Annotated in this window: 13 protein-coding genes and 1 pseudogene; 8 read left to right on the top strand and 6 right to left on the bottom strand. The window is 70.0% G+C overall.

Annotated features, from left to right (window positions below; translation table 11 throughout):
* Positions 1-86: 86 nt before the first annotated feature.
* Genes sepF through WBG99_RS27005 form a run of 3 tightly spaced genes read left to right on the top strand, consistent with a single transcriptional unit; the run spans position 87 to position 2372 of the window.
* Positions 87-728, top strand: coding sequence for a cell division protein SepF (sepF, locus tag WBG99_RS26995; RefSeq protein ID WP_338898780.1), 642 nt, complete (start codon positions 87-89; stop codon positions 726-728).
* A 50-nt stretch (positions 729-778) separates the two neighbouring features.
* A complete protein-coding gene (locus tag WBG99_RS27000; RefSeq protein WP_338898781.1) occupies positions 779-1069 on the top strand; it encodes a YggT family protein in 291 nt (96 codons plus the stop codon).
* A 52-nt stretch (positions 1070-1121) separates the two neighbouring features.
* Entirely contained in the window at positions 1122-2372 is a 1251-nt protein-coding gene (locus tag WBG99_RS27005; protein WP_338898782.1) for a DivIVA domain-containing protein, read from the top strand.
* Between the two features lie 293 nt (positions 2373-2665).
* Here the strand turns inward: WBG99_RS27005 and ileS are convergent, their stop codons facing one another.
* A complete protein-coding gene (gene ileS, locus WBG99_RS27010; protein ID WP_338898783.1) occupies positions 2666-5809 on the bottom strand; it encodes an isoleucine--tRNA ligase in 3144 nt (1047 codons plus the stop codon).
* Between the two features lie 638 nt (positions 5810-6447).
* Between ileS and WBG99_RS27015 the strand changes: the two genes are divergently transcribed.
* From WBG99_RS27015 to WBG99_RS27030, 4 genes and pseudogenes are all read left to right on the top strand, one after another.
* The gene (locus WBG99_RS27015; protein ID WP_338898784.1) at positions 6448-7410 is read left to right on the top strand and encodes a TraR/DksA C4-type zinc finger protein; all 963 of its coding nucleotides are present in this window, start codon (positions 6448-6450) and stop codon (positions 7408-7410) included.
* 81 nt (positions 7411-7491) lie between these two features.
* Positions 7492-8103, top strand: coding sequence for a signal peptidase II (lspA, locus tag WBG99_RS27020; RefSeq protein ID WP_338898786.1), 612 nt, complete (start codon positions 7492-7494; stop codon positions 8101-8103).
* Between the two features lie 77 nt (positions 8104-8180).
* The gene (locus WBG99_RS27025) at positions 8181-9125 is read left to right on the top strand and encodes an RluA family pseudouridine synthase (RefSeq protein WP_338898787.1); all 945 of its coding nucleotides are present in this window, start codon (positions 8181-8183) and stop codon (positions 9123-9125) included.
* A gap of 36 nt (positions 9126-9161) precedes the next feature.
* Positions 9162-9359, top strand: a pseudogene (locus WBG99_RS27030) (Na+/H+ antiporter); the annotation flags it as partial.
* A gap of 265 nt (positions 9360-9624) precedes the next feature.
* Here WBG99_RS27030 and WBG99_RS27035 read toward each other — a convergent pair.
* Positions 9625-10779, bottom strand: coding sequence for a mechanosensitive ion channel domain-containing protein (locus WBG99_RS27035; RefSeq protein WP_338898788.1), 1155 nt, complete (start codon positions 10777-10779; stop codon positions 9625-9627).
* A gap of 107 nt (positions 10780-10886) precedes the next feature.
* Here WBG99_RS27035 and WBG99_RS27040 point away from each other — a divergent pair, with 107 nt between their 5' ends.
* On the top strand, positions 10887-11456 hold the full coding sequence (locus WBG99_RS27040) for a dienelactone hydrolase family protein (protein ID WP_338898789.1): 570 nt from the start codon (positions 10887-10889) through the stop codon (positions 11454-11456).
* A 10-nt stretch (positions 11457-11466) separates the two neighbouring features.
* On the opposite strand, the gene WBG99_RS27045 is transcribed toward WBG99_RS27040, so the two are convergent.
* The 4 genes from WBG99_RS27045 to WBG99_RS27060 form a co-directional block, all read right to left on the bottom strand.
* A complete protein-coding gene (locus WBG99_RS27045) occupies positions 11467-13122 on the bottom strand; it encodes an alkaline phosphatase D family protein (RefSeq protein WP_338898790.1) in 1656 nt (551 codons plus the stop codon).
* 449 nt (positions 13123-13571) lie between these two features.
* Entirely contained in the window at positions 13572-14372 is an 801-nt protein-coding gene (locus WBG99_RS27050) for a DsbA family protein (protein WP_338898791.1), read from the bottom strand.
* A gap of 75 nt (positions 14373-14447) precedes the next feature.
* Positions 14448-15134, bottom strand: a complete 687-nt coding sequence (locus WBG99_RS27055; protein WP_338898792.1) for a hypothetical protein — start codon at positions 15132-15134, stop codon at positions 14448-14450.
* A 109-nt stretch (positions 15135-15243) separates the two neighbouring features.
* Positions 15244-16569, bottom strand: a complete 1326-nt coding sequence (locus WBG99_RS27060) for a DUF2252 domain-containing protein (RefSeq protein ID WP_338898793.1) — start codon at positions 16567-16569, stop codon at positions 15244-15246.
* Positions 16570-16817: the final 248 nt, after the last annotated feature.

Consider the following 16817-nt stretch of genomic DNA (forward strand, 5'->3'; position numbering starts at 1 on the left):
GTCGAGAGGCGGGCGCAACGACCTCGTGGATCGCGGGCACTTGGGAAGTCGTCAGCCGATCCACCACAGAGCGGAGGACTCAGAGAATGGCCGGCGCGATGCGCAAGATGGCGGTCTACCTCGGCCTCGTGGAGGACGATGGGTACGACGGCAGGGGATTCGACCCCGACGACGACTTCGAGCCCGAACTCGACCCGGAGCCCGAGCGGGACCACCGCCGGCACGAGCCGGCACATCAGGCGCACCAGTCACATCAGCCCCAAAGGGACGAATCGGTGCGAGTGGTGCAGCCCCCGGCGCAACGCGAATCGGTGTCGCACGCCACTTCGCTCCCCGCGGAATCGATGCGACCCGCCCGGATCGCACCCGTGGCATCCATCACACAAGAACGTTCGAGTCTGGAGAAGAACGCACCGGTGATCATGCCCAAGGTCGTGTCCGAACGAGAGCCTTACCGGATCACCACGTTGCACCCGCGGACCTACAACGAGGCCCGTACCATCGGGGAACACTTCCGCGAGGGCACCCCGGTGATCATGAATCTGACTGAGATGGACGACACAGATGCGAAGCGACTTGTCGACTTTGCGGCCGGTTTGGTGTTTGGTCTTCACGGCAGCATCGAGCGGGTGACGCAGAAGGTGTTCCTGTTGTCGCCTGCTAACGTCGATGTCACGGCGGAGGACAAGGCCCGCATCGCAGAGGGCGGGTTCTTCAACCAGAGCTGAGACGCACTACCGGAACAAGGCATGGAACAGGGGAGAGGGAAGCACGGATCATGAGCGTGGTATGGCAAGTGCTCTGGGTCGTTCTGATGTGTTTCCTCATCGTGCTGATCTTCCGGTTGGTCATGGACTACGTGTTCCAGTTCGCCCGCTCGTGGCAACCCGGCAAGGCGATGGTGGTCGTTCTGGAGGCCACCTACACTGTCACTGATCCACCGCTCAAGCTTCTGCGGCGGTTCATCCCGCCGCTGCGTCTCGGGGGCGTGGCGCTCGACCTGTCCTTCTTCGTACTGATGATCATCGTCTACATCTTGATCACCGTCGTGGGTGGACTCGCGAGGTGACTGTGGACGACCCGGTCTTGCCGACTGCCGATGACTACGTTGAGGTGAAGAGATGCCGTTGACCCCCGAGGACGTGCGGAACAAGCAGTTCACGACCGTCCGCCTCCGAGAAGGCTATGACGAGGACGAGGTCGATGCCTTCCTCGACGAGGTCGAAGCCGAACTGACGCGTCTGCTGCGCGAGAACGAGGACCTGCGCGCCAAACTGGCCGCGGCCACGCGCGCCGCCGCGCAGAACCAGCAGAACATGCGCAAGCCCCCGGAGCAGCAGGACCAGCAGCAGGGCGGCATGCAGCAACAGGGCGGCATGCAGCAACAGGGCGGCATGCAGCAGCAAGGTGGTATGCAGCAGCAGGGTATGCGCGGTCCCGGTGGACCCGTACCCGCCGGCATATCGGGCCCGCCGCAGCAGATGGGGGGGCCCATGGGTGGCCCGCCCCAGCTGCCGAGCGGTGCGCCGCAGCTGCCCGCCGGGCCTGGTGGCCAGGGTGGACAGCAGCAGGGTCCCGGCCCGATGGGTCAGGGACCGATGGGCCAGGGCCCCATGGGCCAGGGCCAGATGCAGCAGCAGATGGGCCAGGGGCAGATGGGCCAGGGCCCCATGGGCGGTCAGCCTCCCATGCAGCAGCAGATGGGCGGCCCGATGGGCGGCCCCATGGGTGGCCCGATGGGAGGCCCCGGTCAGGGACCCGGCGGCGACAGCGCCGCGCGTGTGCTCTCGCTGGCCCAGCAGACCGCCGACCAGGCGATCGCCGAGGCCCGTTCCGAGGCCAACAAGATCGTCGGTGAGGCCCGCAGCCGCGCCGAGGGTCTGGAGCGTGACGCCCGTGCGAAGGCCGACGCGCTGGAGCGGGACGCGCAGGAGAAGCACCGCGTCGCGATGGGCTCCCTGGAGTCCGCCCGCGCCACGCTGGAGCGCAAGGTCGAGGATCTGCGCGGCTTCGAGCGCGAGTACCGCACCCGTCTGAAGTCCTACCTGGAGTCGCAGCTGCGTCAGCTGGAGACCCAGGCGGACGACTCGCTGGCCCCGCCGCGCACGCCGGCGACCGCTTCGCTGCCGCCGTCCCCGGCGCCCTCCATGGCTCCGGCCGGCGCGAGCGCCCCGTCGTACGGCGGCAACCAGGGCATGGGTGGGGGCATGGGCAGTGGTCCGTCTCCGGCCGCCCCCTCCTACGGCGGTCAGCAGCAGATGTCTCCGGCCATGACCCAGCCGATGGCTCCGGTCCGGCCGCAGGGTCCCTCTCCGATGGGGCAGGCTCCCTCGCCGATGCGCGGGTTCCTCATCGACGAGGACGACAACTGACGATTACTGGTACGCCGTAGGCGTCGGCAGCGTTCAGGGCGGGGCCCCGGATCTTGATCCGGGGCCCCGCCCTTTTGCTCCGCGCGTTCGGGTTTTGGGGTGGTTGTTCGTTGCGGGCGCGCATGTGCGGCGTACGCAACGCCGAAGGCCTGGGGGTGGTGCTGGGTCGGGGGCCGGAGGCGCTTGCCGGCGTTGACGGAGTGCCGTCGCGTCCACCCGTGCCGCCCCTGGCGACACGACTGCCCGCAGCTGCGCATGAGGCGAGGCTGCGGGCCAGTCGTGGCGGAGAGCGTCTATGCCTTACGGAGGCGGAACGTCAGCGTCAGGGACTCGTCCGTGAACGGGGCGCCGTATGTGTCGTCAGCCTCCCCCTCGGCGAAGTCCGCGGCCAATACCTCGTCCGCGATCAGAGGTGCGTGCTCGGTCAGCGCCGCGGCGACCTCCGTCTCCGTCGCCCTCCAGCGGAGCGCGATGCGGTCGGCGACGTCGAGGCCGCTGTTCTTGCGGGCCTCCTGGATCAGGCGGATCGCGTCACGCGCCAGGCCCGCCTGGCGCAGCTCCTCCGTGATCTCCAGGTCGAGCGCCACCGTCGCGCCCGAGTCGGACGCCACCGACCAGCCCTCGCGCGGGGTCTCCGTGATGATGACCTCGTCAGGGGCGAGGGTGATGGTCTCGCCGTCGACCTCGACCGAGGCCGTGCCCTCGCGGAGGGCGAGGGACAGGGCAGCCGCGTCGGCGTTCGCGACGGCCTTGGCCACGTCCTGGACGCGCTTGCCGAACCGCTTGCCCAGGGCGCGGAAGTTGGCTTTGGCGGTCGTGTCCACCAGGGAGCCGCCGACGTCGGAGAGCGAGGCCAGCGAGCTGACGTTCAGCTCTTCCGTGATCTGGGTGTGCAGTTCGGGGTAAAGGGACTCGAAGCCCGTCGCCGCGACCAGGGCGCGTGAGAGGGGCTGGCGGGTCTTGACGCCCGACTCCGCGCGCGTGGCGCGGCCCAGCTCCACGAGCCGGCGCACCAGGACCATCTGCTGGGACAGTTCCGGGTCGATGGCCGTCAGGTCCGCCTCGGGCCAGGAGGCCAGGTGCACGGACTCGGGGGCGTCCGGGGAGACCGGCACGATCAGGTCCTGCCAGACCCGCTCGGTGATGAACGGGGTCAGCGGGGCCATCAGCTTCGTGACCGTCTCCACGACCTCGTGCAGCGTGCGCAGCGCGGCCTTGTCGCCCTGCCAGAAGCGGCGACGCGACCGGCGTACGTACCAGTTGGACAGGTCGTCGACGAACGCGGACAGGAGCTTGCCGGCGCGCTGGGTGTCGTACGCCTCCAGGGCCTTGGTCACCTGGTCGACCAGCGCGTGCAGTTCACTCAGCAGCCAGCGGTCCAGCACCGGGCGGTCGGCCGGGGCCGGGTCCGCCGCGCTGGGCGCCCAGTTCGACGTACGGGCGTACAGGGCCTGGAAAGCGACCGTGTTCCAGTATGTGAGGAGGGTCTTGCGCACCACTTCCTGGATCGTGCCGTGGCCGACGCGGCGGGCCGCCCAGGGGGAGCCGCCGGCGGCCATGAACCAGCGGACGGCGTCGGCGCCGTGCTGGTCCATCAGCGGGATCGGCTGCAGGATGTTGCCCAGGTGCTTGGACATCTTGCGGCCGTCCTCGGCGAGGATGTGGCCGAGGCACACGACGTTCTCGTAACTGGACTTGTCGAAGACCAGGGTGCCGACGGCCATCAAGGTGTAGAACCAGCCGCGGGTCTGGTCGATGGCCTCGCTGATGAACTGGGCCGGGTAGCGGGACTCGAAGAGTTCCTTGTTCTTGTACGGGTAGCCCCACTGCGCGAACGGCATCGAACCCGAGTCGTACCAGGCGTCGATGACTTCCGGGACGCGGGTGGCGGTGCTGCCGCAGCCCTCCTGGGGGCAGACGAAGGTGACCGCGTCGATGAACGGGCGGTGCGGGTCGAGCTCCGACTGGTCGGCGCCGGAGAGCTGGGTCAGCTCGTCGCGGGAGCCCACGCAGGTGAGGTGGCCCTCCTCGCAGCGCCAGATGGGCAGCGGGGTGCCCCAGTAGCGGTTGCGGGACAGCGCCCAGTCGATGTTGTTGTTCAGCCAGTCGCCGTACCGGCCGTGTTTGACCGTGTCCGGGAACCAGTTGGTGTTCTCGTTCTCCTGGAGGAGGCGGTCCTTGACCGCCGTGGTGCGGATGTACCAGGACGGCTGCGCGTAGTAGAGGAGCGCGGTGTGGCAGCGCCAGCAGTGGGGGTAGCTGTGCTCGTACGGGGTGTGCTTGAAGAGGAGGCCACGCTGCTGGAGGTCCTCGGTGAGCTTTTCGTCCGCCTTCTTGAAGAACACGCCGCCCACCAGCGGGACGTCCTCCTCGAACGTGCCGTCGGGGCGCACCGGGTTGACCACGGGCAGGCCGTACGAGCGGCAGACCTTGAGGTCGTCCTCACCGAACGCGGGGGACTGGTGGACCAGACCCGTACCGTCGTCGGTCGTGACGTACTCCGCGTTGACGACGAAATGGGCCGCCTCCGGGAACTCCACGAGCTCGAACGGACGTTGATAGGACCAGCGCTCCATCTCGGCGCCGGTGAAGGTCTGGCCTGTGGTCTCCCAGCCCTCACCGAGCGCCTTGGCGACGAGCGGCTCGGCGACGACGACCTTCTCCTGGCCGTCCGTGGCGACCACGTAGGTGACCTCGGGGTGGGTGGCGACCGCGGTGTTGGACACCAGCGTCCACGGCGTGGTCGTCCACACCAGGAGCGCGGCCTCACCCGCGAGCGGACCGGAGGCGAGCGGGAAACGGACGTACACCGACGGGTCGACGACCGTCTCGTAGCCCTGTGCCAGTTCGTGGTCCGACAGGCCGGTGCCGCAGCGGGGGCACCAGGGCGCCACGCGGTGGTCCTGGACCAGCAGCCCCTTCTTGAAGATCTCCTTCAGCGACCACCAGACGGACTCGATGTACTCCGGCTCCATGGTCACGTACGCCTCGTCGAGGTCGACCCAGTAGCCCATGCGGGTCGTCAGCTCAGCGAAGGCGTCGGTGTGCCGGAGCACGGAGTCGCGGCACCTGGCGTTGAACTCGGCGATGCCGTACGCCTCGATGTCCTTCTTGCCGTTGAAGCCCAGCTCCTTCTCGACCGCCAGCTCCACGGGGAGGCCGTGGCAGTCCCAGCCGGCCTTGCGGGCCACGTGGTAGCCGCGCATGGTGCGGAAGCGGGGGAAGACGTCCTTGAAGACGCGTGCCTCGATGTGGTGGGCGCCCGGCATGCCGTTCGCGGTGGGCGGGCCCTCGTAGAACACCCACTCGGGGCGGCCTTCGGACCGCTCCAGGCTCTTGGCGAAGATCTTCTGCTCGCGCCACAAGTCGAGCACGGCGTGCTCCAGCGCGGGCAGGTCGACCTGGGCGGGCACCTGGCGGTATGTCGGCTCTGTCATGAGCGGGCTTCCTCCAACGGACTTGCTGCCTTCCGTCGGAGGGACGAGAGCTTCGATCCTTCGTACGCCATGTGCGGCGCGCTCCCGCGGTACCACCCTCCTTGGCTCCCCTGTGCGCCGTACGCGCTGGTGAGCCCCCTCATTGAGGCCGCGATACCGGGTCTACTCGCCGTGCCCGGCGGGCTGCGGCTTTCTTCCGGCGGCTCCGGGGTGATCTTCACGCCGCGCTCGCCCCCGGGCTTCCACCGTCCCCGGGTCGCTCTGGGCTGCGTACGACGCTACTCGTCCCCATCCACGCTTTTCGCTCCGCCCAGTGTACGGCGCCGCACGGACAGCGGCCGACCGGTTTTCCGGCGGCCGGACGAGCGGCGCGGCGGGGTTTTCGGCGGACCCGCCGACCGGGGACGCGGTGACCTGCGCGCTGACCCGAATGGAGCGGGTCGGGCGTCCGGATCCTGGGACGTACGGATCGGCGGAATACCCGGCGGGGAGCTGGGCACAACGCTTGCAGGCTCGCCGCGCGACGGTCGCGGGGCGGGTGGAACAGGTGGTCTGCCCCGTTGCCGCGGAACTCGGGTCGATTTATCGTCCCAGCACGATTCGCGTGCAAGATCACAATATGTGAAGGGGCCGCGGCCATGGTGGCGAAGAAGACCGCCGTACAGCAGTCGGCATCAGGCAGATCCACGGTGGCCTCCGGTGGTGAGACGGGTGGGAAAGGCGCGGCGGTGAAGGCGGCAAGCAGGAAGTCGGTCGCCAGGACAATGGCGACCGAGAAGGCCGCGACCGAGAAGGCCGCGACCGAGAAGGCCGCGACCGAGAAGGCCGCGACCGAGAAGGCCGCCGTCAGGGAGGTGGCGGCCAAGAAGGGGGCGGCCACGAATCCGGTGGCCGGGAGGGCCGGAGTCAAGAAGACTGCGGTCAGGAAGGCCGTGGTCGGGAAGACGGCGGCCGAGAAGGCGGTGGCCAAGAAGGCGGCCAGGAAGAGTGCCTCCGCGAAGGGTGCTGCTGGGAAGGGCGCGGTCAAGAAGAACGCCACGAAGAGCACCTCCGCGAAGAAGAGCACGGTCAAGAAGGCGGGCGCGGCCGAGGCCGCCGAGACGACGGGAGCCACGACGGTGGTTGCGAAGAACACTCCTCCTGGTACGGCTACGGCAGCGAAGAAGCCCACCGCCGTCCCCAAGGCACGGCCCGCCGCGGTGGAGCCCGGCGAGCTCGCGGTACGTCCCGGTGAGGACCCCTGGAGTCCGGCCGAGGTCGACGCGGCCCGGACGGAGCTGGAGTCAGAGGCGATGCGGCTGCGCGCCGAACTGGAGGCCTCCGAGCGGTCGCTCACGGGCCTGATGCGGGACTCCGGTGACGGCGCGGGCGACGACCAGGCCGACACCGGGGCGAAGAACATCACCCGCGAGCACGAGATGGCGCTCGCCAACAACGCGCGCGAGATGCTCGACCAGACCGAGCGGGCCCTGGACCGGCTCGCCTCGGGCACGTACGGGCTCTGCGAGAACTGTGGCAATCCGATCGGAAAGGCACGGATGCAGGCGTTCCCCCGGGCCACCCTGTGCGTCGAGTGCAAGCAGAAGCAGGAACGCCGCTGACGATCGTCGCCTGAGCCCCTGGTCCGAGGAGGTCGTGTCGTACCTTTGTCCTCAGTCAGGAACCTAGGTTGAGGGACTCACGTGGCAGAGGCGGAGCGCATCATCGGTACGCCGGACATTCCAGACGCGGCGGGGGCCGACCCGGAGCAGCCCGGGGGTGAGAACGGCGCCACGGCGGAGCAGGCCGACACGGCCGCGCAGCCGCGCGGCAGGCGCCGGATCGCCGTGCTGTTCTGGGTCGCCGCGCTGGCGTACGCGCTCGACCTGGTCAGCAAGATGATCGTGGTGGCGAAGCTGGAGCATCAGGAGCCGATCGAGATCATCGGGGACTGGCTGAAGTTCGAGGCGATCCGCAACGCGGGCGCGGCCTTCGGCTTCGGCGAGGCATTCACGATCATCTTCACGGTGATCGCGACGATCGTGATCGTGGTGATCGCCCGGCTCGCCCGCAAGCTCTACAGCCGGCCCTGGGCGATCGCGCTCGGCCTGCTGCTCGGCGGTGCGCTGGGCAACCTCACCGACCGGATCTTCCGGTCGCCGGGTGTCTTCGAGGGCGCCGTCGTCGACTTCATCGCGCCCAAGGGCTTCGCGGTGTTCAACCTCGCCGATTCGGCCATCGTGTGCGGCGGCATCCTGATCGTGCTGCTGTCCTTCCGGGGGCTCGATCCGGACGGGACCGTCCACAAGGACTGAGGGCCACCGGTCACGTCGCGCGGGGGTTGTCCACAGGCCCGGTCGGGCGGGTCTCACCCGTCCGGCATACTCGACGGGTGAGCACGATTCCCGAGATCCGTATCCTGCCCGTGCCCGACGGCCTGGAGGGCGAGCGTGTCGACGCCGCCATCTCCCGCATGTTCGGCTTCTCCCGGACGAAGGCGGCCGAGCTCGCCGCCACGGGGAAGGTCACGGTCGACGGGTCGGTGGTCGGCAAGTCGGAGCGGGTGCACGGTGGGGCCCGGCTGGAGGTCGAGATGCCTCAGGCGCCCGCGCCGGTGCAGGTGGTCGCCGAGCCGGTCGAGGGCATGGAGATCGTGCACGACGACGATGACCTGGTACTGATCGTCAAGCCGGTCGGCGTGGCCGCGCACCCCAGCCCCGGCTGGTCCGGGCCGACCGTCATCGGCGGGCTCGCCGCCGCCGGGTACCGGATCTCGACGTCCGGCGCCGCCGAGCGCCAGGGCATCGTGCACCGGCTCGACGTGGGCACGTCGGGCCTGATGGTGGTCGCCAAGTCGGAGTACGCGTACACGTCCCTGAAGCGCCAGTTCAAGGAGCGGACCGTCGACAAGCGGTACCACGCGCTGGTCCAGGGCCACCCCGACCCCACGAGCGGCACCATCGACGCGCCCATCGGACGGCACCCGAACCACGACTACAAGTGGGCCGTCATCGCCGAGGGCAAGCCGTCCGTCACGCACTACGACCTCATCGAGGCCTTCCGCGCCGCCTCCCTGCTCGACATCAAGCTGGAGACCGGGCGCACCCACCAGATCCGCGTCCACATGTCAGCCCACCGGCACCCGTGCGTGGGCGACCTGACGTACGGCGCCGACCCGACGCTCGCCAAACGGCTCGGCATCACCCGCCAGTGGCTGCACGCGGTGCGGCTCGGCTTCGAGCACCCCGGTGACGGCAGCTGGGTCGAGTTCGGGAGCGACTACCCGGCGGACCTGCAGAAGGCCCTCGACAAGGTCCGGGAGGAGACGTACGCGTAAGCGTGGAGCCGGTCCCGTACACCGTGCGTGCCGCCGGTGCGGATCAGTCCGGATGTGGGGGAGGAGTCGCGACGGGAGAGGAATGAGCAGCGGTTGCGGAGGGTGCGGCGGATCCAGGGGGAGATGCTGAGCGCGGCTCGCCACGAGGTACTGGCGGCGCGGGGTGAGCCGAGGGCTGATCCGGAGGTGGTGGATCGGGTGTTGCGGCATCTGGACGTGCGCAGCCTTCGGTGACCGGCCGTGGGCTTGCCCACCCACGCACCGCCCGTTACTCCCTGGTGGAGAAGTGCGGGTCTCCCGTGAGGGCGTCCGCCGTTGGCGGGTGCGGGTGCGGGTGCGGGTGCGGGTGCGGGTGCGGGTGCGGGTGCGGGTGCCGGTGCCGGCCACGGCTCCCCCGAGGACTGTCGCAGTCCGTCAAGGGCGGGCTGCGGTGTGTCGGGGTTGATCGGGGGTGCCGTGGGGCGCTGCTGATGTCGGATCGTGTGCGGGCGCTGTCGGGTTACCCCTTGCCCGGAGGGCTCGGGGGTTGGTGGACGCGGTCCCGGGGCGTGCGGCGGGCCCGGCCGTCGGACTCGGGGGTGCGGCGGGCCAGGCCGTCGGATTCGGGCGTGCGGCGGGGCGGGGGGAGGGCCGCGTTGGTGGTGTTGATGCGGGGGAGGGCGTAGGGGTGGGTCTCCGTGAGCCAGTGAAGGAGTTCTTCGCGGACGGTGACGCGGAGGGTCCACAGGTCGTCGGGGTCCTTGGCGGTGACGAGGGCGCGGACCTCCATGGTGGAGGGGGTCGAGTCGGTGACGGACAGGTTGTAGGCGCGGCCGTCCCAGGTGGGACAGTCGCGCAGGATGTCACGGAGCCGCTCGCGCATCTCGGGGAGCGGCGCGGAGTGGTCGACATGGAGGAAGACCGTGCCGGTCATCTGCGTGCCGCCGCGCGACCAGTTCTCGAAGGGTTTCGCGGTGAAGTACGAGACCGGCATCGTGATGCGGCGCTCGTCCCACGTACGGACCGTCAGGAAGGTGAGGGTGATCTCGTCCACCGTGCCCCACTCGCCCTCCACCACGACCACGTCACCGAGGCGGACCATGTCGCCGAATGCGATCTGCAGCCCGGCGAAGATGTTGCTCAGCGTGGACTGCGCGGCGATACCGGCGACGATGCCCAGGAGCCCGGCGGAGGCCAGCAGCGAGGTGCCGGCCGCGCGCATCGCGGGGAAGGTCAGCAGCATCGAGGCCACGGCCACCACACCGACGATCGCGGAGAGCACCCGCATGATCAACGTCACCTGGGTGCGCACCCGGCGTAGCCGGGCCGGATCGCGGTGGACGCGGGCGTACCGGCTGTACGTCGTCTCCACTATCGCCGCCGCGATACGGATCACCAGCCACGCCGTCGCCCCGATCATCACCAGGGTCAGGGTCTGGCCGACGGCGGCCCGGTACTGCTCCAGCAGCTGCGCCTCGTCGTACGACCCTCTGAGGAAGGCCGCGCACAGGACCAGCTGGTAGGGGATACGGCCGCGGCGCAGCAGACCCCACAGAGGTGTCTCGTGGTGCCGCAGGTCGGCCTTGCGCAGCAGCAGGTCGGTGGCCCAGCCGATGAGAAGCGTGAGGACGACCGAGCCACCGATGACGATCAATGGGCGGAGTAGGTTCTCCATGCCTTCGAACGTAACCGGCCGCACGGGGTGATGAACATGTGACTTCGGACGCCCTCGGGGTATGGGCGTCCCGGCCCGTTGTCATACCCGGCTGGCACCATGGCCTCATGAACATCATGCTGTTCCATTCGACCTACGGTCTGCGGCCCGCTGTGCGCCAGGCCGCGGACCGGCTGCGCGCCGCCGGACACGAGGTGTGGACCCCCGACCTCTTCGACGGACGGACGTTCGAGACGGTCGAGGAGGGCATGGCCTTCAACGAGGAGCTGGGCCGGGAGGAGTTGCTCAAGCGGGCCGTCATGGCCGCCGCGCCCTACTCGGAGCGAGGGCTCGTCTACGCCGGGTTCTCGCTGGGCGCCGCGACCGCGCAGACCCTGGCCCTGGGCGACAAGCAGGCCAGGGGGCTGCTGCTCCTGCACGGCACGTCGGACATCGCCGCCACCGCCTCCGTGGACGACCTGGCCGTGCAGTTGCATGTGGCGGAGCCCGACCCCTTCGAGCCGGACGACTGGCTGAGCGCCTGGTACCTCCAGATGCGCAAGGCCGGCGCCGATGTCGAGGTCTACAGATACGCCGGTGCCGGGCACCTCTACACCGACCCCGGCCTGCCCGACTACGACGAGGAGGCCGCCGAGGCCACCTGGCGGGTGGCGCTCGGCTTCCTCGAAACCCTGTGAGACCGACGGCCTACACGGGGTCGTAGGTGCGCTCCACCTTCTGCGTCCCGCTGCGCGTCCGGTACGAGCGCGCCCAGGACGACGTCGCGTCGGCCTTCGTCCGGTCGGAGAGGACGTAGAAGTCCATCTGCGCCCGCGCGGCGGTGATGTCCAGAACGCCGTAGCCGTGCCGGTCGGTGTCGACCCAGTGGACGTGCCGGTTGGCGGCGCGGATCAAGGGGGAGGCCAGCGCGGAGACGGTGCCTTCGGGGACCTTCACGATGTCGTCGAGGTTGTCGGAGGTGACCGACGTGACGACGAACTCGGTGGCGGCGGACGGCGACAGCGGATACGTACCGGCGTTGACCGGCACGTCGTTGGCCCACGCCATGTGGATGTCGCCGGTGAGGAAGACCGTGTTGCGGATGGCGTTGCCGCGCAGGTGGGCGAGGAGTTCGCGGCGGTCGTCGGTGTAGCCGTCCCACTGGTCGGGGTTGAGGGCGAGACCTTCCTTCGGCAGCCCGAGCAGCTCCGCGAGGGGTTCGAAGAGGTCGGCGGTGAGGTTGCCGAGGGCGAACGGGGCGACCATCACCGAGTTGCCGACCAGGCGCCAGATGGTGTCGGAGGACTTCAACCCGGCCTTCAACCAGTCGAGCTGGGCCCGGCCCGTCAGCGTACGGTCCGGGTTGTCGACCTGGCCGTCGCCGATGCCCGCCTGCTGGGAGCGGAAGGAGCGCAGGTCGAGCAGGGAGAGGTCGACGAGCTTGCCGAAGCGCAGCCGGCGGTAGGTGGTGCCCGCGACCGCCGGGCGTACCGGCATCCACTCGAAGTAGGCTCGCTTGGCCGCCGACTGGCGGGCCGCCCAGGTGCCCTCAGCGTCCTCGGTGTGGTTCTCGGCGCCGCCCGACCAGGCGTCGTTGGCGATCTCGTGGTCGTCCCAGATCGCGACGACCGGCGCGACCGCGTGCAGGGCCTGGAGGTCCGGATCGGTCTTGTAACGGGCGTGCCGGGCGCGGTAGTCGGCGAGGGTGACGATCTCGTGGCTGGGTGCGTGCGGTCGTACGACCTTGTCGCGGGCGCCGTACTCGCCGGTGCCGTACTCGTAGATGTAGTCCCCGAGATGCAGCCAGGCGTCCAGGTCGCCGCGCGCGGCCAGGTGGCGGTAGGCGGCGAAGTAGCCGCCCTCCCAGTTGGCGCAGGAGACCACGCCGAAGCGCAGGCCGGTCGTCGCCGCGTCGGCGGCCGGGGCGGTGCGGGTACGGGCGGCGGGCGATTCGGTGCCGCCGGCCGAGAAGCGGAACCAGTGGTCCGTGGCGGGCGCGAGGCCCCGTACGTCCGCCTTGACGGTGTGGTCGGAGGCGGCGGTCGCGGTGGTCGAGCCCTTGGCGACGATGTTCGTGAAGGCCTTGTCCAGGGCGACGGTCCAGCCGACCTCGACGTCGGGGCCGAGTCCGGAGCCGGGTATCGCGGCGGCGGTGGGCGTCACCCGGGTCCAGAGCAGTACGCCGTCGGGCAGTGGATCGCCGGAGGCCACGCCGTGCAGGAACGCCGGTGCCTCGGCGGCGCTCGCCGCGCCCGCCGCGGTCGGCGGTGCCGCGAGAACGGCCCCGGCCGCTGCGGCCTTGACGACCGAACGGCGGCTCAGGGCGGAAGAGTTGAGGTGGAAGTGAGATCTGCGACTGGTCACGCCGGATGAGATTACTGATCGGTAGGGATCTGGGTAAGACGGCTGACCTGAAATCCCTTCAGAGTTCAGACGGACGTGCCCTGTTCGACGGCCGGCGCGGCCGGACATGAAACGGCCCCGGCCCGCGCCGCTCGTGCGGCGGCGGCCGGGGCGCGCGCGGCTGAGGTGCTGTCAGTCGTCGGGGGAGAACTCCGGCCTCCGACGTCACTCGCGCAGACGTCTGTGCCGAGGTCGCCGTCGGAGTGGTCGTCACCCCCGAGGTCGTCGCGGGCGGTGATGCGGTCGCTGTCGGCGCCGCCCACCACGGGCCGTGGCCCGTGCGCCGATGATCTCCGTCGTCGCCGGATTCGCCGTACAGGCTGTCGTGCCCTCGGCCGTGCGGGCGGGGGCACCCCGGGTGACCCTCCGGGGTGCCAGCCCGCACGGCGTACGGCGCGGGCGCCGACGCGCTACTTGGTGACCCCGGCGTCCTGCAGTGCCTTCTCCCACTCCGCGACCGACCTCGGGTTGGTGATCGTCTTGTCGTTGATCTTGACGGTCGGGGTCGACTCGACGCCCTCGGCGTCCTCGAAGGACTTGCTCATCTTCATCGCCCAGGCGTCGTAGGTGCCCTTCTCCACGGCGTCCTGGAACTTCTTGTTGTTCTTCAGCACGTCGACCGTGTCGGCCACCTTGATCAGGTAGCTGTCCTTGGCGAACTCGTCGGTTGTCTCCGCCGGGTGGTACTTCGCCGAGTACAGCGCCGCCTTGTAGTCGAGGAACGCCTCGGGGCTGACGTTCAGCGCCGCGCCGAGCGCGCTCAGCGCGTTCTTGGAGCCCTCGCCGGCGAGCCGGTCGTCGAGGAAGGTGCCGACGGTGAAGGAGAGCTTGTAGTCGCCGTCCTCCATGCCCTTGTCGACGGTCTCGCCGACGGTCTGCTCGAACTGGGCGCAGGCCGGGCAACGCGGGTCCTCGTACAGGTGGACCACGTTGTCGGTCTTGGAGTCGCCGAGCAGCACGGTGGTGCCGTTCTTGCCTGACGTGTTGGCCGGGGCGACCACCGTGGCGTCGGCGGCCTCCTCCCACTTCGTGGGCTGGCTGTTCTGCACGACGGCGTAGCCGATGCCGCCGGCAATCGCGAGGACCGCGACGATCGAGGACGCCACGATCGCCTGCCGCCTGACCTTCGCGCGCCTGGCCTGCCGCTCGCGCTCCTGGCGCAGCCGCTCACGGGCCGCCGACTTCGCCGCACTGCTGTTCCGCTTGCTCATAAGGGTGAACTCCCTGGGGACGCGCACGTGTGCGCGGATGTGTGGTGGGGGGACCTGCTCGTGCTCAGGAGGTGGTCACGCGAAGGTGACCGAGCACGGCGGCCCACGCCGTCCCAGGGAGTGCGCGTGGAGGAGGGTGCGGACGGTGGCCGTACGGTGCGCGGTGCGTGTCGGCCGGTGCTCCGCCGGGGCGGGCACCACCGTGACCACGGCGACCGCGATCAGCAGCGGCCGGAAACCGGCGGCGACCGCGGCGCCCAGCAACTGGGCCAACGCCCGCTCGCCGCGCCGCAGCCATGCGGCGGCCAGCAGCCCCACCCCGATGTGCGCGGCGAGCAGCAGCCAGACTGCGGCCGGACCGGCGCCCGCCAGCAGGTTCGCCGCCCGCTCGGAGTCGCCGGTGACCCGCGCCAGCGGGGTGCCGACGCTGCCGCCGCCGCACAGCACGCCCAGCCCGACCTGGCGCAGCGGACCCGTGACCGGGCCGCCCGCCTCGCCGTAGCAGGCGTGCTGGCCGGTGGTGAAGACCGTGTCGGCGGCCAGCTCCAGCGGGATCAGCACGCCGGCGATCCGGCCGAAACCGCGCTCACGGCCGGCCAGCGCGTACGCGACGGCGTAGACGACGGCGGCGATCGCGGCGACGGTGGCCAGCGGCAGCGGGACCCCGGACAGCAGCACGTGCGACGCGGTGCCGAGCGTCACGACGAGTGCCGTGAACAGCGCCGCGCGTACGGCTCTGAAGTGGGTCCCGGATATGTCCATGGCGTTGGAGAGTGTCCCACGTACTCACGTAAGGGACCGTTAAAGGCCGCTGTGAGTGCGCGCCGCCTCGTTTCTGGCGGAGACCTGCGGACAACCCTTCGGCGGGTGCCTACAGGCCGGGGATCCGGCCGTTGCGGAAGAGGTCGACGAAGATCTGGTGGTCCGCACGGGCACGTGCCCCGTACGCGTGCGCGAAGTCCACCAGGAGGGGAGCGAAGCCGTCCTCGTCGGCCGCGATGGCCGCGTCGATGGCCCGCTCCGTGGAGAACGGCACCAGGGACTGCCCGGTCAGGTCGTCCGCCGCCGCGTGCATCGTGGCCGTGGCCCGGCCGAGGTCGGCGACGACCGCCGCGATCTCCTCGGGATCGTCGATGTCGCCCCAGTCCAGGTCCACCGCGTACGGAGACACCTCGGCGACCAGCTGGCCCGCGCCGTCCAGCTCGGTCCAGCCCAGCCACGGGTCGGCGTGCGCCTGCAGAGCACGCTGGGAGATCACCGTGCGGTGGCCCTCGTGCTCGAAGTAGTCACGGATCCGCTGGTCGGTGATGTGGCGGGAGACCGCCGGAGTCTGGGCCTGCTTGATGTAGATCACGACGTCGTTCTCCAGCGCGTCGCTCTGCCCCTCCAGCAGGATGTTGTACGACGGCAGCCCCGCCGAGCCGATGCCGATGCCCCGTCGGCCGACGACGTCCTTCACGCGGTAGGAGTCCGGGCGGGTCAGGGAGGACTCCGGGAGCGTCTCCAGATAGCCGTCGAAGGCGGCCAGCACCTTGTAGCGGGTCGCCGCGTCCAGCTCGACGGAACCGCCGCCCGGCGCGAAGCGGCGCTCGAACTCACGGATCTCCGTCATCGAGTCGAGCAGCCCGAAACGGGTCAGCGAGCGGGCGTCGCGCAGCGCGTCGAGCAGCGACCCCTCGGCGGTGTCCAGCGTGAACGGCGGCACCTCGTCCCGCTTGGCGCCCGCCGCGACGGCGTGGATCCGCTCGCGGTAGGCGACCGCGTAGATGTGCACCAGCTCCGTGATCTGCTCGTCGCTGAGCGCCTTCGCGTACCCGATGAGTGCGACGGAGGCGGCGAACCGCTTGAGGTCCCAGGTGAAGGGGGCGACATACGCCTCGTCGAAGTCGTTCACATTGAAGATCAGGCGGCCCGTGGAGTCCATGTACGTGCCGAAGTTCTCCGCGTGCAGGTCGCCGTGGATCCACACGCGTGAGGTGCGCTCGTCCAGGTAGGGGTCGTCGGCCTTCTCCGCGTCGAGGTCGCTGTAGAAGAGACCCGCCGTACCCCGGTAGAACGCGAAGGCCGAGGCCGCCATCTTCCGGAACTTCACGCGGAACGCGGCCGGGTCGGCGGCCAGGAGCCGGCCGAAGGCGGTGTCGAAGACGGCGAGGATCTCCTCGCCGCGTCGCTCGTCGTTGAGCTGCGGGACCGACATCGCTGGGTGCCTCCTGGTGGATCACGGGTGGGTCGGGTTGTCAACGTCCGAAGGGGCGCGCAAGTGCCCACGACCCCTCCACGAAAGGTACGGGGCAGGCCCACCCGTCACCCGGCCACCACCCCTCGTCGAGGTGCTTCACGCCGCGGTACCGATTCCGGTGTCAGTGCCGAGGCATAGACTTCGACGCTGTCCCCCAGACTGTCCGCAGCCCGTGGGGAACCTGTTCACGCCTGCCCACCCGTCAC

Origin of the sequence: Streptomyces sp. TG1A-60 (assembly GCF_037201975.1) — a bacterium.
In the GTDB taxonomy this organism is placed as follows: domain Bacteria; phylum Actinomycetota; class Actinomycetes; order Streptomycetales; family Streptomycetaceae; genus Streptomyces.

What these genes read in the sequence shown, in the direction of transcription:
- sepF (WP_338898780.1), top strand. Translation starts at nt 87, where the DNA reads ATGGCCGGCGCGATGCGCAAGATGGCGGTCTACCTCGGCCTCGTGGAG.
- WBG99_RS27035 (WP_338898788.1), bottom strand. Translation starts at nt 10,779, where the DNA reads ATGGAGAACCTACTCCGCCCATTGATCGTCATCGGTGGCTCGGTCGTC.
- WBG99_RS27050 (WP_338898791.1), bottom strand. Translation starts at nt 14,372, where the DNA reads ATGAGCAAGCGGAACAGCAGTGCGGCGAAGTCGGCGGCCCGTGAGCGG.
- WBG99_RS27005 (WP_338898782.1), top strand. Translation starts at nt 1,122, where the DNA reads ATGCCGTTGACCCCCGAGGACGTGCGGAACAAGCAGTTCACGACCGTC.
- WBG99_RS27060 (WP_338898793.1), bottom strand. Translation starts at nt 16,569, where the DNA reads ATGTCGGTCCCGCAGCTCAACGACGAGCGACGCGGCGAGGAGATCCTC.
- WBG99_RS27040 (WP_338898789.1), top strand. Translation starts at nt 10,887, where the DNA reads ATGAACATCATGCTGTTCCATTCGACCTACGGTCTGCGGCCCGCTGTG.
- ileS (WP_338898783.1), bottom strand. Translation starts at nt 5,809, where the DNA reads ATGACAGAGCCGACATACCGCCAGGTGCCCGCCCAGGTCGACCTGCCC.
- WBG99_RS27000 (WP_338898781.1), top strand. Translation starts at nt 779, where the DNA reads ATGAGCGTGGTATGGCAAGTGCTCTGGGTCGTTCTGATGTGTTTCCTC.
- WBG99_RS27015 (WP_338898784.1), top strand. Translation starts at nt 6,448, where the DNA reads ATGGTGGCGAAGAAGACCGCCGTACAGCAGTCGGCATCAGGCAGATCC.
- WBG99_RS27055 (WP_338898792.1), bottom strand. Translation starts at nt 15,134, where the DNA reads ATGGACATATCCGGGACCCACTTCAGAGCCGTACGCGCGGCGCTGTTC.